Here is a 15,510-nt window from a genome sequence, read left to right as displayed (position 1 = left end):
CGAAGCATCCGGGCCGTAGCCCCCAAGGGGCAAAACCCTCAAACCATCACATACGTGCATTGGAGCAATCGTGGCGCGCGACATCGCGGCTCCCCCTGTCCTCCCGACCCAGCACCAGGAACTGATCTCGTGGGTCAACGAGATCGCCGAGCTGACGCAACCGGACAGTGTGGTCTGGTGTGACGGATCCGAAGCCGAGTACGAGCGCCTCTGCGGCGAACTCGTGGCCAAGGGGACGTTCAAGAAACTCGACCCGATCAAGCGCCCGAACTCCTACTACGCCGCGTCCGACCCGTCGGATGTCGCGCGCGTCGAGGACCGTACGTTCATCTGCTCCGTCAAGGAGGAGGACGCGGGCCCGACGAACCGCTGGAAGGCCCCGGCGGAGATGCGCGAGATCTTCTCCGGCTCCGGCGGACAGGGCGGCGTCTTCCGCGGTTCGATGCGCGGCCGCACGATGTACGTCGTGCCCTTCTGCATGGGCCCGGTGGGCTCGCCGCTCTCCGCGATCGGTGTGGAGATCACCGACTCCGCGTACGTCGCGGTCTCGATGCGCACGATGACGCGCATGGGCCAGGAGGTCCTGGACGAGCTGGGCTCCGACGGTTTCTTCGTGAAGGCCGTCCACACCCTGGGCGCCCCGCTCGCCGATGGCGAGGCCGATGTCCCGTGGCCGTGCAACTCCACCAAGTACATCTCGCACTTCCCCGAGGACCGGGAGATCTGGTCGTACGGCTCCGGGTACGGCGGCAACGCCCTGCTCGGCAAGAAGTGCTACGCGCTGCGCATCGCGTCCGTGATGGCGCGGGACGAGGGCTGGCTGGCCGAGCACATGCTCGTACTGAAGCTGACGCCGCCGCGCGGTGAGGCGGAGGCCCCCAGGTACATCGCCGCCGCCTTCCCTTCGGCCTGCGGCAAGACGAACCTGGCCATGCTGGAGCCGACGATCTCCGGCTGGACCGTGGAGACCATCGGGGACGACATCGCCTGGATGCGCTTCGGCGAGGACGGCCAGCTGTACGCGATCAACCCGGAGGCCGGTTTCTTCGGGGTCGCGCCCGGCACCGGCGAGCGGACCAACGCCAACGCGATGAAGACGCTGTGGGGCAACTCGGTCTTCACCAACGTGGCGCTGACCGACGACGGTGACGTCTGGTGGGAGGGCATGACCGAGGAGACGCCCGCGCACCTGACGGACTGGAAGGGCAACGACTGGACGCCCGAGTCCGGCACCCCCGCCGCCCACCCCAACGCCCGTTTCACCACCCCGGCAGGGCAGTGCCCGATCATCGCGCCGGAGTGGGAGGACCCGAAGGGCGTGCCGATCTCGGCGATCCTCTTCGGCGGCCGCCGCGCCTCCGCCGTCCCGCTGGTCACCGAGTCCTTCGACTGGAACCACGGCGTCTTCCTCGGTGCGAACGTCGCGTCCGAGAAGACGGCCGCAGCCGAGGGCAAGGTCGGTGAGCTGCGCCGCGACCCGTTCGCCATGCTGCCGTTCTGCGGCTACAACATGGGCGACTACATGGGCCACTGGGTGAAGGTCGGCAGCGACGCCGCGCGGGGAGGAAGCCCGGCGAAGCTCCCGAAGATCTACTACGTCAACTGGTTCCGCAAGAACGAGGCGGGCAAGTTCGTCTGGCCGGGATTCGGCGAGAACAGCCGCGTCCTGAAGTGGATCGTCGAGCGCCTGGAGGGCAAGGGCGAGGGCGTCGAGACCCCCATCGGCATCCTGCCGGCCAAGGGCGCGCTCGACACCACGGGTCTGGACGTCTCGGAGGCCGACATGGACTTCCTGCTCACGGTCGACAAGGAGGTCTGGCGCGAGGAGGCGGCGCTGGTCCCTGAGCACCTCAACACGTTCGGCGACCACGCGCCGAAGGAACTGTGGGACGAGTACCGGTCGCTGGTCAAGCGCCTGGGCTGACGCCCGCCCCGCACCCCGGCAGCACGCCGTCCCTCGGCCGCTGAACGCTGAGCCGCGCGGCGGGTCCGTCCGACGTCCGCCCTGACCTGTGGGAGTCATCCCCGGCCCGCCGCGTACGGCCCGGCCCCGGAAGCCAGTTCTGGCTCCCGGGGCCGGGCCTTCTGTCTACTCGCGCGGAGATGCGTACATGGAGACGTGTACATGGAGACGTGTACGCGGAGTTTTGGTGGCGCCCGGTTCGCGCGCCTCCGCGGCCCGCGAACCGGGGCCGATCAGTGGGCGCCGGCGAGGTGCCGTGCTGCCAGGTGGGCGTCCATCCGCTCCGCCGAGAGGATCGCCGCCGCGGTGTCCGCGCGGGAGGCCGCGACCAGGAGGGCGCGGCCCGCCAGATGGTGGGCCCGGGTGTGCAGGTCCGCGGGGGAGGCGTTGGTCAGGCCCGCGTGCCGGGTCGGCGGGGTGCCGCGCAACCTGGCCACCTGCTCCGCGATGCGGTCGCCCTCGGCGGCCAGCCCCAGCTCGTCCGTCACCGCGAGGAGTGCGGCCAGATGGCCCGCGAGCTGGATGTCCAGCTCCTCGTCGCGGCTTCGGCGGGGGTAGCCGGTGGCCGCGGACTCCTCGGCCACCGTGTGGACCGACTTGGTGCGGATCGGTTCGTACATGGGATGGCCTCCTCCTCGCGGGCAGGACTCCATCCTAGCGTCCTAACTTAGATTCTGTCTAAAGTTGAGTCCGGTCGCGAATCGCACCCGGTTTCACCGCTGTGAGTAACCGTCCAGGAAGGTCCCGATCCGCGTCACCGCGTCCTCCAGCTCCTTCGCCGTGGGCAGCGTCACGATGCGGAAGTGGTCGGGCTCCGGCCAGTTGAACCCGGTGCCGTGCACCACCATGATCTTCTCGGCGCGCAGCAGGTCGAGGACCATCTGCCGGTCGTCCTTCACCTTGTAGACCTTCGGGTCCAGGCGCGGGAAGAGATACAGCGCCCCCTTGGGCTTGACGCAGGTCACGCCCGGGATCTGCGTCAGCAGCTCGTACGCCGTGTCGCGCTGCTCCAGGATGCGGCCGCCCGGCAGCACCAGGTCCTCGATCGACTGCCGGCCGCCGAGCGCCGTGGCCACCGCGTGCTGCGAGGGCATGTTGGCGCAGAGCCGCATGTTCGCCAGGATCGTCAGGCCCTCGATGTACGAGGAGGCGTGCGCCTTCGGGCCGCACACCGCCATCCAGCCGGAGCGGAACCCGGCCACCCGGTAGTTCTTGGAGAGGCCGTTGAAGGTCAGCACCATCAGATCGGGGGCGATGGCCGCCGTCGGGGTGTGGGTGGCGCCGTCGTAGAGGATCCGGTCGTAGATCTCGTCCGAGCAGATCGTCAGGGAGTGCCGGCGGGCGATGTCGGCGATGCCGCGCAGCAGCTCGTCGTCGTACACCGCGCCCGTGGGGTTGTTCGGGTTGATGATCACGATCGCCTTGGTGCGGTCGGTGACCTTGCGTTCGATGTCGGCGAGGTCCGGCATCCAGTCGGCCTGCTCGTCGCAGCGGTAGTGCACGGCCGTGCCGCCCGCCAGCGAGACCGAGGCGGTCCACAGCGGGTAGTCGGGGGCCGGTACGAGCACCTCGTCGCCGTCGTCGAGCAGCGCCTGCATCGACATCTGGATCAGTTCGGAGACGCCGTTGCCGAGGTAGATGTCCTCGACGCCCAGCTCGATGCCCTTGGTCTGGTAGTGCTGCATCACCGCGCGCCGCGCGGACAGCAGCCCCTTGGCGTCGCCGTAGCCGTGCGCGTCGCCGAGGTTGCGGAGCATGTCCTCCAGGATTTCCGGCGGGCACTCGAAGCCGAAGGCGGCCGGGTTGCCGGTGTTGAGCTTGAGGATGCGGTGACCTGCTGCCTCCAGCCGCATTGCCTCGTCGAGCACCGGGCCCCGGATCTCGTAACAGACATTGGCGAGCTTCGTTGACTGGATCACCTGCATGTCCGCAACCCTACGGTGACACAACGGCGACGGCCTGGTGTTTTCCCCCACAGGAGTGGGAGCGGCCCGCCCTGCCGGGGGAAGCAGGGCGGGCCGCGGTCGGGGGCGGGGCGCTGCTCAGGCCCCGCCGGGTGTACGCCGTACCGAGCGGCCCGCGAGCACATCCGTGCGCCGGCCGTCCTCGATCACGAAGCGGCCGTCGATGAGGACGTGCGGGATCCCGGTCGGCAGGGTGCGCGGGACCTCGAAGGTGGAGCCGGCCGCGACCGTCTCCGGGTCGAAGAGCACCAGGTCGGCCCGGTAGCCCTCACGGACAAGACCGCGGTCGGGCAGCCGCAGCCTGGCCGCCGGGCGCGAGGTGAGGTGCGCCACGCACTCCTCCAGGGACAGCACGCCCAGCTCCCTGACGTACCGGCCCAGGTACTGCGGGAAGGTGCCGTACGCGCGGGGGTGCGGCTTGTCGCCCTGGAGGATGCCGTCGCTGCCGCCGGTGTGCACCCGGTGGCGCATGATCTGCCGGACGTTCTCCTCGTGGCCGACGTGCTGGAGGATCGTCGAGCCGAGCCGGTCCTCGATCAGCAGCCGGCGCGCGGTCACCCACGGCTCCTCGCCGCGCTCGCGCGCACTGGCCGCGACGCTCCGCCCGACGTAGCCGCTCATGGCCGGGTCGGACACCCCGGAGATCTCGATGGCGTCCCACTGGATGGGCACCCCGTGACACCCGTCGGCGCCCTCCACCTCCATGACCTGGCGGATCTTCCGGGCCGTCTCCTCGTCCCGCAGCCGCCCCATGATCGCGTCGGGGCCGCCCTCGCTCGCCCAGCTGGGCAGCATGGCGACCAGCGTCGTACAGCCCGGGGTGTACGGGTAGGTGTCGAGGGAGATGTCCGCGCCGCCGTCCAGCGCCTCGTCGAGGAGGGCGAGCAGCTCGGGCGCCTTCCCCTTGTTCACACCGAAGTTCATGGTGGCGTGCGCGAGATGCAGGGCGCAGCCCGCGGCCCGGGTGAGGCCGACCATCTCCTGGTACGCCTGGAGGGCGCCCGCGCCGTAACTGCGGTGGTGCGGGCAGTAGTAGCCGCCGTAGGAGGCCACCACCCGGCACAGCTCGGTGAGTTCGGCGTCGTCCGCGTACATGCCGGGGGTGTAGGTGAGCCCGGACGACATACCGACGGCGCCCTGCTCCATGCCCTCGGCCACCAGCTGCTTCATCCGCTCGGTCTCGGCCGCGGTGGCGGGCCGGTCGTCCCAGCCCATCGCGTACATCCGCAGGGTGCCCTGCGGGATCAGATACGCCGCGTTCACCGCGATGCCACGGTCGAGCCGGTCCAGATAGCCGCCGACGGTGTGCCAGTCGAAGTCGATGTCCGAACCGTCGCCGTTCCACCCGGTGATGGCCCGGCGGACCTCCTCGCGGGTGCGGTCGTCGACCGGGGCGTACGAGAGCCCGTCCTGGCCGAGCACTTCGAGCGTCACGCCCTGCGCGGCCTTGGCCTCGTGGCCGGGGTCGCGCAGCAGCGCCAGGTCGGAGTGGGCGTGCATGTCGATGAAACCGGGGGACAGGGCCAGGCCGTGTGCCTCCACCACCCGTTGCCCGCCCGGCCGTTGGCCTGACCCCTCGCGGACGATGGAGGTGATGCGGCCGCCGTCGACGGCGACGTCGGCGCGGTACGAGGCGCCGCCGGTACCGTCCACGACCCGGACGTCGCGGATGACCAGATCCATGACTGTTGCTCCCTTGCCCTGTTCCCTGTGGTGCGTGCTGCCCGGCCCCCGGTCCTGCCCGCTCAGAAGTACGTGCGGATGTAGTCCGTCACCGTGCCGTCCGCCTCGACGAGCGGGATCAGCTGCCACTTGTCGAAGGAGGTGCAGGGGTGCGAGAGCCCGAGCCCCACCCAGTCGCCGACGTCGAGGCGCGCCTCGTCGGTGGTGCGCAGCCAGCCGTGCTGGTCGGAGAGGCCGGTGAGGGTGACGCCGGTGGCGGGGCGCACCTCGCCGGTGCGGGCGTCGCGGACGGCCTGCGCCTGCGGCAGGTCGATGTCGTACGCCGCGTCCCGCTTGCCCGCGTTGACGAACGCCTGCTCCCCTGTGGGCCGGGAGACGACCTGCGCCCAGAGCCGGAAGGCGGGCTGGAGCGCGCCTTCGGACGGCACCCGGTTGAAGGGCGTCAGATGCTTGTAGTGGCCGTCGTCGTGCGAGACATAGGCGCCGGAGCGCAGCAGCTTCAGTACGGGAGCGGAGAGCGCGGGCACCTCGGCGAAGACATCGGCCACCGCGTCGAACCAGGCGCTGCCGCCGGCGCTCAGCACGATCTCGTCCAGGCCCGCGAAGCGGCCGGCCCGGTCGAAGTCGGCGGCCAGCGCGACGAGTCGGCGCAGCCAGGCGCGTACCTTCTCGCCGTCGGCGTCGGGCACCTCGCCCTCGTAACCGGCGACACCCACCAGCCGCAGGGTTTCCGTGGCGGCCACCGCGTCGGCGACGGCCGCGCACTCGGCAGCGGTCCGTACGCCGGTCCTGGCGCCGTCGCCCGCGCCCAGCTCGACCACCACGTCGACGGGCCTGGCGCAGCCGCGCAGCGCCTCGTCCATCAGCTCGACACCGCGTACGGAGTCGACGTAGCAGATGAAGCGGAAGCCGGGGTCGGCGGCCAGCTCGGCGGCGATCCACCGCAGCGCGGGCGCGTCCACGATCTCGTTGGCGACGAAGACCCGCCGCACCCCGAAGGCGCGGGCGACCCGCACCTGGTGCGGTACGGCGAGGGTGATGCCCCACGCGCCGTGCTCGGCCTGCCGGTCGAAGAGCTGCGGGGCCATCGACGTCTTGCCGTGCGGGGCGAAGGCGAGGCCGTGCCGTGTGGAGTACGTCTCCATGAGGGCGAGGTTGTGCTCGACGGACTCGGCCGAGAGCGCGAGCACGGGGGTGGTGAAGCCGTCGGTGAAGAGGTTCCGGCGCTCGGCGGCCAGCTCGGCGACGGTCAGCCCGTCGGCGCCGGGCGGCAGCCCCTTGAAGCGGTGGTCGACGACTTCCGCACCGATGGTCTCGCGTGCGTCCGCCGCGCTCTTCGCGCCCGCCGTGCCTGCCGCGCCCGCCATGGAACCTCCCAGAGAGTTCGCGTTGCATCATGTGCAACGCTCATTGCGCATATCGCTCACCGCTGTCTAACATCCGAGCCATCGCCGGGTCAACGGAGCCCCCGGCCGCCCATCACCGAGGAGCGAGAGCGATCGTGACCGCCCAGCACACCCCAGTGCCCCCAGTGGACGTCGTCTGTCTCGGCGAGTCCATGGTCACCTTCCTGCCCTCCCGGCCCGGCCGCCTCGCCGACGTCCCCTCCTTCGACCGGGGCATCGGCGGCGCCGAGTCCAATGTGGCGTGCGCGCTGGCGGCCGCCGGGCACCCGGCGCGGTGGATCAGCCGGGTCGGCGCCGACGGCTTCGGTGACCATCTGACCGGGACCGTCGCGGCGTACGGGGTCGACACCTCGGCCGTCCAGCGTGACCCGCACCGCCCCACCGGGATCTACTTCCGTACGGCCGACGACCGCGACGCCGCTCACCACGAGGTCCTCTACTACCGCGCCGGGTCCGCCGCGAGCGCGATGGCGCCCGGCGTCCTGGACCGCGCGGCCCTGTGGTCCGGGCAGGTGCTGCACCTCTCCGGGATCACGGCCGCGCTCTCGCCGGGCTGTCTGGCCCTGCTGCGCGAACTGACCGCGCCCGCGCCCGGCCGCCCGCTGGTCTCCTTCGACGTGAACTTCCGGCCGGGGCTGTGGCGTGACACCGGTGAGGCGGGCCCCGGAGTCCTGCTGGAGCTGGCGCGCGGGGCGGACGTGGTCTTCGTCGGCGAGGACGAGGCGGAGTCGGCCTGGGGTGTACGGGGCGCTGCCGCGATCAGGGCCGCGCTGCCCGAGCCCGCGGTGCTGGTCGTGAAGCGGGGGTCCGCCGGGGCGACCGTCTTCTCCCGTCCCGAAGGCGCCGACGCCGAGGCCGGCACCGACGTCGACACCGGAACCGGCACCGATACCGGCACGGGCGCCGACACCGTCACCACCGTCCCCGCGCTGCGCGTCGATGTCGTGGCGCCGGTCGGCGCGGGCGACGCCTTCGCCGCCGGGTTCCTCTCCGGCACCCTCCGCGGGCTCCCGGTCCGCGACCGCGTCCGGCACGGCCATCTGATGGCCGCCGCCGCCCTCACCGTCCACGGCGACCTGGCCGACCCGCCGCCGCGGGACCTGGCCGACCGCCTCGCGGCTCTCGACGACACCGCCTGGGGCACACTTCGGATCGGCCCCGGCTGGACCGGGACCGGGACCGTGTCCGGCGTGACCGGTGCGGACGGGGCCGCCCACGGCGTCGCCGACGAGGTCACCGCCGGGGCCGCCGACGAGGAGGTACGTACGCCATGAGCCAGACCGTAGACCGCGCGCTCTCCATCCTGCCGCTGCTCGCCCGCGGGCCCGCGGACCTCGGGCAGGTCTCGGAGAGCCTCGGCGTCCACAAGTCGACCGCGCTGCGGCTGCTGCGTACCCTCCACGAGCACGGACTCGTCTACCGCCAGCAGGACCAGCGCTACCGCCTGGGCACCCGGCTCTTCGCGCTCGCCCAGGAGGCCGTCGAGAACCTCGACGTACGGGAGATCGCCCACCCTCATCTGGCGCGGCTCAACGAGGAGTGCGGGCACACCGTGCACCTCGCGGTGTACGAGGAGAACGAGGTCCTCTACATCGACAAGGTCGAGAGCCGCTACCCGGTCCGGATGTATTCACGGATCGGCAGGCCCGTCGCCATCACCGTGGCGGCCGTCGCCAAGCTGCTGCTCGCCGATCTCCCCGAGCCGGAGCGGCGCAGCGTCGCCGAGCGGCTCGACTACCCCACCTACACGGCCCGTTCGACACCGAACGCCGGCGCCTTCCTCAAGGAGCTGGCCACGGTGCGCGAACAGGGCTGGGCCACCGACCTCGGTGGCCACGAGGAGTCCATCAACTGCGTCGGAGCCCCCATCCGGGGCGTGGACGGCCGGGTTGTCGCCGCCATGTCGATGTCGGCGCCCAACGTGGTCGTGACCGCAGAGGAACTCCTCACCCTGCTCCCGCTGGTGCGCCGCACGGCCGACGCCATCAGCGGCGAGTACGCGGGCACCGCACCGCAGCCGAAGACCGTCCCCCCGCACCACCCCCCGAAGGAAGCAAGGGCATGACCGAGAAGACCGCTCTCACCCCCGCCACCCACACGACGCCGCCCGCGAAGTTCTCGCACGGCGTCCGCAAGGGCAACATCCTCCAGGTCGCCGGCCAGGTCGGCTTCCTGCCGGCCGTCGACGGCCAGGCGCCCACCCCGGCGGGCCCGACCCTGCGCGAGCAGACCCTCCAGACCTTCGCCAACGTCAAGGCGATCCTGGAGGAGGGCGGCGCGACCTGGGACGACGTGATGATGATGCGCGTCTACCTCACGGACGTCGCGCACTTCGCCGAGCTGAACGAGATCTACAACGCGTACTTCGAGGAGCAGGGTCTGACCCAGCCGGCCTCGGCCCGTACGACCGTCTACGTCGGTCTGCCGCCCGGCCTGCTCATCGAGATCGACGCGCTCGCCGTACTCGGCTGACACGACCGCTCCACCGCACACCCGCTCCACCGCACACCCGCTCCACCGCACCACCACGAAACCGCACCACCGCACCACGGCACGGCGCCCCATCCCCCTTCCGGGGCGCCGTGCCGTACCCCGGCCTGCCCGGACGCCCCTCCGGGCCTCCCGCCGCCCTGCCGTCCCCCGCCCTGAAGTCCCCGAGGAAACAACGGAGTTCCCCCATGTACTTCGCCGCTGAGACCACCGCACCGCCACCCCACACCGGCGGACTGCTCGCCATCGTCGGGGGCACCACCGGTCTGCTGACCGTCGCCGTCCTGGGCATCGCGCTGCTGCTCTTCCTGATCATCAAGGTCAGGCTCCAGCCGTTCGTCGCGCTGCTCGGTGTCTCCATAGCCGTCGGCCTCGGTGCCGGGCTCTCCGTCACCGAACTCTTCGGCACGGTCCAGAAGTCGTCGTCCGTCTCGATGATCGAGTCGGGTATGGGCGGCATCCTCGGGCATATCGCGATCATCATCGGCCTCGGCACGATGCTCGGCTCGATCCTCGAGGTCTCGGGCGGCGCCGAGGTGCTCAGCTCCCGGCTGCTGAACCTCTTCGGTGAGAAGCGGGCCCCGCTCGCGATGGGGCTCACCGGCCTCATCTTCGGTATCCCGGTCTTCTTCGACGTCGGCATCTTCGTCCTCGCGCCGATCGTCTACGCGGCCGCCAAGCGGTCCGGCAAGTCCATCATCCTGTACGCGATGCCGCTGCTCGCGGGCCTGTCGATGACCCACGCGTTCCTGCCGCCGCACCCGGGTCCGGTCGCCGCCGCCGCGCTCTTCCACGTCTCGCTGGGCTGGATCATCGTGATCGGCGCCGCCTGCGGCATCCCGGCCGTGCTGGCCGCCTGGGTGTACGCGGCGTGGATCGGCAAGCGCCTCTTCGTCGCCGTACCGCAGGACATGGTCGAGGCCGCCGAGGAGGCCAAGGCCGCGGTGGTCGCCGAGCAGCAGGCCCAGGGCGTCAAGCCGCAGGAGAAGCCGGTCCCGCTGGGTACGGTACTCGCGATCATCGGGACCCCGCTGATCCTGATCCTGCTGGCGACGTTCTCCTCGATCGCGCTCGACCCCTCGACGCTCCGCTCGGTCCTGGAGTTCTTCGGCCACCCCTTCGTCGCCCTGACGATCGCGCTCTTCCTCTCGTACTACCTGCTGGGCATCCGCCGCGGCTGGTCGCGCAAGTCCCTTGAGGCGGTCTCGACCGCGTCGCTCAAGCCGGTCGGCAACATCCTCCTGGTGGTCGGCGCGGGCGGCATCTTCGGCGCGGTCCTCAGCGGCAGCGGTATCGCCGACGCGCTGGCCAAGACCTTCAACGACGTGGGTCTGCCGGTCATCCTGCTGGCGTATCTGATCTCGCTGGTGCTGCGGGTGGCCCAGGGCAGTGCGACGGTGGCGATCGTGACCACGGCGGGCATCGTGCTGCCGCTGGTCGACGGCCAGCACCTGTCGCAGCCCCACCTCGCGCTGATCATCATGGCCATCTCGGCGGGCTCGATCTTCGCCTCGCACGTCAACGACGGCGGCTTCTGGATGGTCGCCAAGTACTTCGGCATCTCGGAACGCGACACGCTGAAGTCCTGGACGGTACTGGAATCAGTCCTGTCGGTGGCGGGCTTCGTGGTCGCCGCACTGCTCAGCCTGGTCATCTAGGGTTTGGAGCCCGGATCGGGCCGGCCCGATCCGGGCTCGCGGGGGCCGCCCCGGCCGGCCCGGGCCCCGGCGGCGATCCGTAAAAGGGGTTTCAGTACGCCGATCCGGCCTGGCAGGATGCCCCGATGAAACTCGACCAGACGCTGGTGGACGCCGCGATCGCACAGATGGACCGCCGCTGGCCGGGGCGTGCGGAGGCCGGGGCGGCCGCCGTCTATCTCGACGACGGTCAGATCCTCACCAGCGTCTGCTTCGACAACCTCAACGCGGGTGTGACGCTCTGCCACGAGGTCGGCGCGTACTGCCAGGCGTACACCCTGGACCGCCGGGTCACGGCGTCGGTGTGCGTCAACCGGATCGCCGGCCGGCTCACCGTCCTCGCGCCGTGCGGGATCTGCCAGGAGCGGCTCGCCCTGTGGGGGCCCGGCGTCGAGGTGGCGGTCGCCGCTCCCGGCGAGCCGGGCGGCTGGCAGGCGCGCACCCTCGCTGAGGTCAACCCGTACTACTGGGGCCGCCAGTTCGCCGACGGCGCCTGGCCGTCGGCCGAGGTGCACACGGGCTGACGCCGGGGCGCCCCTGCGGTGGGCGGGCCCCCTACGCCAGCTGGCGCCGTACCAGTTCGTGCAGGCGGATCACAAGGTGACGCGCTTGCCGGACATGAACTCCGCGAGGCCCGAGACGGGGAGGATCCGGATGCTCTGTTCCGCTTCGGTCAGAGCGTCCCGGTAGGCCACGAGGTCGCGTACGTCCGAGGTCACGACCACGCTGCTGACGTGGCGGGCGGCGATGACCATGGCGAGGGCATCCACCGCGTCGGGGCGTTTCTCGGCGGGGATGGCCGCGTGTGTGAGCAACTGCCCGGCGCGCCTCGCGTCGCTTTCGAGATGTCCCACGTCGCAGGGGCCGCACCCCGCGACCCGGGCCTCCCGGGTGCCGAAGACCGTGCACTGGGGGACACACCGACTCAGCGGTGTCCAGCGTCCCGGGCGCCAGACCTGGGCCAGCACCGGGAGAGGCACCACAGGGGGATGGTCCAGCCGGGTCAGCGCCTGATGGAAGGTATGCGCAGTGCGGTCCTGGCGGTCGAGCGCGATGAGCATGCCTGCGTCGTAGACGAAGGCCGGGTGGCTCACGCCGCTTCTTCCGACGAGGGCGCGAGAGCGTGGGCGATGCCTGCGAGCGCTGCCGTGATCTCGGCGTCGTCGATCCCGGTCTCCGCGCCCTCGGGAGCAGGCAGGGTCTCGGTCGCGGCGATGTCCGCATCGATCGCCGCGAAGCGACGGGCGATGACGGCGTCCTCCTGCATCTGCTTCTGCACGGCGAGGGTCACATAGCGCGTCACATCGAGCTCCGCTGCCTGTGCGTGCTCCTTGAGGGAGGCTTTGAGCTCGGGGTCCATGCTGATGCTGAAGCGTTCCTTGGGCGCCATGACTCAAGCGTAGCACTGCGTGTTACGCCATTGGTCGAGCCCCTACGCCAGCTGGCGCCGTACCAGTTCGTGCAGGCGGCCCGTCGTGTCCGCGAGGAGTTGGGACGGGGGGCCCTGCTGGACTATGTGGCCGTCCGCCATGACGAGCACCCGGTCCGCGTCCATGACCGTCGACAGGCGGTGCGCGATGACCACCCGGGTCGCGTTCAGCGCACGCGTGCTGTCGATGACGGTGCGCTGGGTCTCGTTGTCCAGCGCGCTCGTGGCCTCGTCGAAGAACAGGATGCGGGGGCGGCGGATCAGTGCCTGCGCGATCATGAGGCGCTGGCGCTGGCCGCCCGAGATTGCTCCGCCCCCGGCGATCATCGTGTGCAGCCCCATCGGCATCCGCTTGATGTCATCGGCGAGCCCCGCCAGTTCCGCCGCCTCCCACGCCTCCTCCTGCGTGAACACCTCGGCACCGCAGATGCAGTCCAGGATCGAACCGGTCAGCGGCTGCGCGTTCTGCAGTACGACCCCGCACTGGCGGCGCACCGCCGCCTGGTCGAGCGCCGTGAGGTCCTGGCCGTCGTACAGCACACCGCCCGTGACCGGCCGGTCGAATCCGATGAGGAGGCGCAGGAGCGTCGACTTGCCGCAGCCGCTCGGCCCGACGACCGCGACGAACTCGCCCGGGCTGATGGACAGCGACACGTCGTCGAGGACGAGCGGGCCGTCGTCCGTGTACCGGAAGGACACCCCGCGCGCCTCGATCTCGCCCGTCAGGGCGCCCGGCTGGGTGCTGGCGGCGCGTACCTCGGGTGCCTCGTCGAGTACCGGCTTGATCTGCTCGAACATAGGCAGGACCGCGGCCGCCGACAGCGCCGCGCCGGTGAGCTGGGTGACCGAGGTGAGCAGCATCGTCACCGCGGTGCTGAAGGTGAGGAAGTCGCCCGCCGACATGCTGCCCCGTGCCGGGCCCGCGAGCAGCATGAACATCACCAGCGAACAGAGCGGCAGATAGACGGAGTTGAGGACCGTGGTCAGGTTCTTGATGCGCCCCGCGCGCCGCTGGAGCTCCCGGCTGCGCGCGAACTCCCCGGCCCACGCGGCGTACGCGAAGCTCTCCGCGCCCGCGACACGCAGCTTGGGCAGGCCGCGCAGCGTCTGGAACGCCTGGTTGTTGAGCTTGTTGCCGAGCACCACGAGCCGCCGCTGCCAGCGCAGCTCCAGCAGCCCGAGGGTGAGGAAGACGGCGGCGATCACGGCCAGCATGCCGAGGGCTGCCAGGGCGAGGGGCACGCTGTAACAGAGCAGCAGGACGAGGTTCATCGCGCCGACGGTGCCCGACTGCACCACCACGGGCCCCACCCCCGACAGAAGCCGGCGGATCGAGCTGATGCCCATCGCCGCACTGGCCAGCTCGCCCGTGGAGCGGGACGCGAAGAAGCGGGTCGGCAGCCCCAGCAGCCGGTCCCACACGGCCGGTTGCAGAGTGCCCTCGATCCGGCCCTCCATCCGCAGGATCGTCAGGTTCTGCAGCAGCATGAACGCCGCCGACACGATGCTCGTCACCATCACCGCGAGGGAGACCTGGACGATCAGGTCCGACTCGGCGTTCGGTACGTAATCGCCGAGTACCCGCCCGGTCGCGACCGGCACCAGGGCGCCGATCACCACCGTCACCAGCCCGGCCCCGAGCAGGTTCCGTACGTCGGCGCGGGTGCCGCGCGCACTGAACCGCAGCAGCCGCAGCGGGCCGAGCGGCCGGTCGGGCAGCGGCCGGTACAGCATCACGGCCCGCGGTTCGAACTCCTCCGCGTTGTCCTCGCCGATCCGGGTGCGCCGCCCGCTGGTGGGATGCACCGCCTCGTACCCGCCGCGCCGCCACAGGAGCGCGACGGGAGCGCCGGAAGCGGCCCGGTGGCCCACCAGCGGCCCGGTGTTCTCGCGCCACCAGCGGCCGTCGAGGCGGACGGCGCGGCTGCGGATCCGCGAGGCGACCGTGATCTGCTCGACCGGGTCCGTCCGCTCGCTCACGGCGCCGCCCCCGGCGGGCCCGGTGAGCGTGATCCCGGCCGCGTCGGCGACCAGCTTGCACGCGGCGTACGTCGTGTCGTCAGGGCTCCCGGACGGCGGGCGCCGCGAACTCCCCCTGCCCTGGCGGCCGATCGACGCGATCAGGGTACGGTCGGCGTTCTCGCGTACGGTCTCGCCCGCCTTGATCCCGGCCGCCGTACGGGTCTCGTGCGCACTCTCCAGCCGTTCGATCCACCGGTCGAGTGCCGAGAGCAGCCGGAACTGCTGATTGACCATGCGCTGCCACATCGCCCCGTCGACCAGCAGGTCGCCGGCCGCGTCCGCGCTGTACGACGCCCCGTACTGCACACTGCCCGGCATCACCGGCAGCCACAGGATGTCGTCGTCGTCGCCCGCCGTGTCGTCGCCCGCCGTGTCGTCGCCGGCCGTCCTGCCGTCGAGCGGGGCCTCGAACAGCACCCGCTGACTGCGGCCCACCCCCAGCGCGAAGGCGTGCTCCAGCAGGCTCAGGGCCGCGTCCTGGGTGTCGTACTGGCTGAGGTACTGCTGGTCGTACGCCCACGCGTCGTCGCCGTAGTCGGGCCGCTGCAGCTCCCGCAGCGCGATACGGCGCAGCGCGCAGCCCCGCAACGGCCGCCCCACCAGGGTGTGCTGCGGGCCATCGACCGGACCGAGGAGCAGTGTCCCCGCCTCCAGCCGGCCCAGGAAGTGCCAGTGCCCCTGCGCGGCGGCGTCCACCGCGAACAGGTCGAGCGCGCCCCCGACGACGAGCCAGAGCACCTGGGGCCCGTCGAGGGACAGGCTGCGCAGGCCGGTGCAGTCCACCGGCGCGCCGAGCGCGCCGAACGCGGCGGTCACCTGGTCGCCCGCGGCGTGCTCCGGGTGGGTGTGCGTCACG

The 15,510-nt window shown here is 71.4% G+C and carries 13 protein-coding genes; 6 read left to right on the top strand and 7 right to left on the bottom strand.

Annotation, left to right across the window (positions count from 1 at the left end):
- Positions 1-70: 70 nt before the first annotated feature.
- A complete protein-coding gene (locus tag OG510_RS13130; RefSeq protein ID WP_406136947.1) occupies positions 71-1,924 on the top strand; it encodes a phosphoenolpyruvate carboxykinase (GTP) in 1,854 nt (617 codons plus the stop codon).
- 272 nt (positions 1,925-2,196) lie between these two features.
- On the opposite strand, the gene OG510_RS13125 is transcribed toward OG510_RS13130, so the two are convergent.
- From OG510_RS13125 to OG510_RS13110, 4 genes are all read right to left on the bottom strand, one after another.
- Entirely contained in the window at positions 2,197-2,583 is a 387-nt protein-coding gene (locus OG510_RS13125) for a hypothetical protein (protein WP_406136946.1), read from the bottom strand.
- A gap of 93 nt (positions 2,584-2,676) precedes the next feature.
- Complete coding sequence (locus tag OG510_RS13120) at positions 2,677-3,888, bottom strand: pyridoxal phosphate-dependent aminotransferase (protein WP_164262923.1); 1,212 nt, start codon at positions 3,886-3,888, stop codon at positions 2,677-2,679.
- Positions 3,889-4,005: 117 nt separating this feature from the next.
- Entirely contained in the window at positions 4,006-5,610 is a 1,605-nt protein-coding gene (locus OG510_RS13115) for an amidohydrolase family protein (RefSeq protein ID WP_406136945.1), read from the bottom strand.
- Positions 5,611-5,672: 62 nt separating this feature from the next.
- Entirely contained in the window at positions 5,673-6,977 is a 1,305-nt protein-coding gene (locus OG510_RS13110; protein WP_406136944.1) for an amino acid deaminase, read from the bottom strand.
- A gap of 191 nt (positions 6,978-7,168) precedes the next feature.
- Here OG510_RS13110 and OG510_RS13105 point away from each other — a divergent pair, with 191 nt between their 5' ends.
- The 5 genes from OG510_RS13105 (at position 7,169) to OG510_RS13085 (ending at position 11,727) form a co-directional block, all read left to right on the top strand.
- The gene (locus OG510_RS13105) at positions 7,169-8,290 is read left to right on the top strand and encodes a sugar kinase (RefSeq protein ID WP_406142381.1); all 1,122 of its coding nucleotides are present in this window, start codon (positions 7,169-7,171) and stop codon (positions 8,288-8,290) included.
- Positions 8,287-9,081: an IclR family transcriptional regulator gene (locus tag OG510_RS13100; protein WP_164262931.1), complete on the top strand. Its 795-nt coding sequence runs from the start codon at positions 8,287-8,289 to the stop codon at positions 9,079-9,081. Before OG510_RS13105 ends, OG510_RS13100 begins: the two co-directional genes overlap by 4 nt.
- Entirely contained in the window at positions 9,078-9,488 is a 411-nt protein-coding gene (locus OG510_RS13095; RefSeq protein ID WP_164262933.1) for a RidA family protein, read from the top strand. The genes OG510_RS13100 and OG510_RS13095 overlap by 4 nt, the downstream gene beginning before the upstream one ends.
- Positions 9,489-9,694: 206 nt before the next feature.
- Entirely contained in the window at positions 9,695-11,164 is a 1,470-nt protein-coding gene (locus tag OG510_RS13090; protein ID WP_406136943.1) for a GntP family permease, read from the top strand.
- Between the two features lie 125 nt (positions 11,165-11,289).
- A complete protein-coding gene (locus OG510_RS13085; RefSeq protein ID WP_406136942.1) occupies positions 11,290-11,727 on the top strand; it encodes a cytidine deaminase in 438 nt (145 codons plus the stop codon).
- 69 nt (positions 11,728-11,796) lie between these two features.
- On the opposite strand, the gene OG510_RS13080 is transcribed toward OG510_RS13085, so the two are convergent.
- The 3 genes from OG510_RS13080 to OG510_RS13070 are packed head-to-tail and all read right to left on the bottom strand — an operon-like array spanning position 11,797 to position 15,509.
- The gene (locus OG510_RS13080; protein ID WP_406136941.1) at positions 11,797-12,297 is read right to left on the bottom strand and encodes a hypothetical protein; all 501 of its coding nucleotides are present in this window, start codon (positions 12,295-12,297) and stop codon (positions 11,797-11,799) included.
- Positions 12,294-12,593 carry a hypothetical protein gene (locus tag OG510_RS13075; protein WP_406136940.1) on the bottom strand — a complete coding sequence of 100 codons (300 nt, stop codon included), beginning with the start codon at positions 12,591-12,593 and terminating at the stop codon, positions 12,294-12,296. The genes OG510_RS13080 and OG510_RS13075 overlap by 4 nt, the downstream gene beginning before the upstream one ends.
- Before the next feature lie 42 nt (positions 12,594-12,635).
- Entirely contained in the window at positions 12,636-15,509 is a 2,874-nt protein-coding gene (locus OG510_RS13070) for an NHLP bacteriocin export ABC transporter permease/ATPase subunit (RefSeq protein ID WP_406136939.1), read from the bottom strand.
- Position 15,510: the final 1 nt, after the last annotated feature.

This window comes from Streptomyces sp. NBC_01089 (genome assembly GCF_045162975.1).
Lineage (GTDB): Bacteria > Actinomycetota > Actinomycetes > Streptomycetales > Streptomycetaceae > Streptomyces.
This window is presented reverse-complemented; position numbering and strand designations above follow the sequence as displayed.

What these genes read in the sequence shown, in the direction of transcription:
- OG510_RS13095 (WP_164262933.1), top strand. Translation starts at nt 9,078, where the DNA reads ATGACCGAGAAGACCGCTCTCACCCCCGCCACCCACACGACGCCGCCC.
- OG510_RS13105 (WP_406142381.1), top strand. Translation starts at nt 7,169, where the DNA reads ATGGTCACCTTCCTGCCCTCCCGGCCCGGCCGCCTCGCCGACGTCCCC.
- OG510_RS13120 (WP_164262923.1), bottom strand. Translation starts at nt 3,888, where the DNA reads ATGCAGGTGATCCAGTCAACGAAGCTCGCCAATGTCTGTTACGAGATC.
- OG510_RS13075 (WP_406136940.1), bottom strand. Translation starts at nt 12,593, where the DNA reads ATGGCGCCCAAGGAACGCTTCAGCATCAGCATGGACCCCGAGCTCAAA.
- OG510_RS13115 (WP_406136945.1), bottom strand. Translation starts at nt 5,610, where the DNA reads ATGGATCTGGTCATCCGCGACGTCCGGGTCGTGGACGGTACCGGCGGC.
- OG510_RS13125 (WP_406136946.1), bottom strand. Translation starts at nt 2,583, where the DNA reads ATGTACGAACCGATCCGCACCAAGTCGGTCCACACGGTGGCCGAGGAG.
- OG510_RS13110 (WP_406136944.1), bottom strand. Translation starts at nt 6,977, where the DNA reads ATGGCGGGCGCGGCAGGCACGGCGGGCGCGAAGAGCGCGGCGGACGCA.
- OG510_RS13085 (WP_406136942.1), top strand. Translation starts at nt 11,290, where the DNA reads ATGAAACTCGACCAGACGCTGGTGGACGCCGCGATCGCACAGATGGAC.
- OG510_RS13090 (WP_406136943.1), top strand. Translation starts at nt 9,695, where the DNA reads ATGTACTTCGCCGCTGAGACCACCGCACCGCCACCCCACACCGGCGGA.
- OG510_RS13100 (WP_164262931.1), top strand. Translation starts at nt 8,287, where the DNA reads ATGAGCCAGACCGTAGACCGCGCGCTCTCCATCCTGCCGCTGCTCGCC.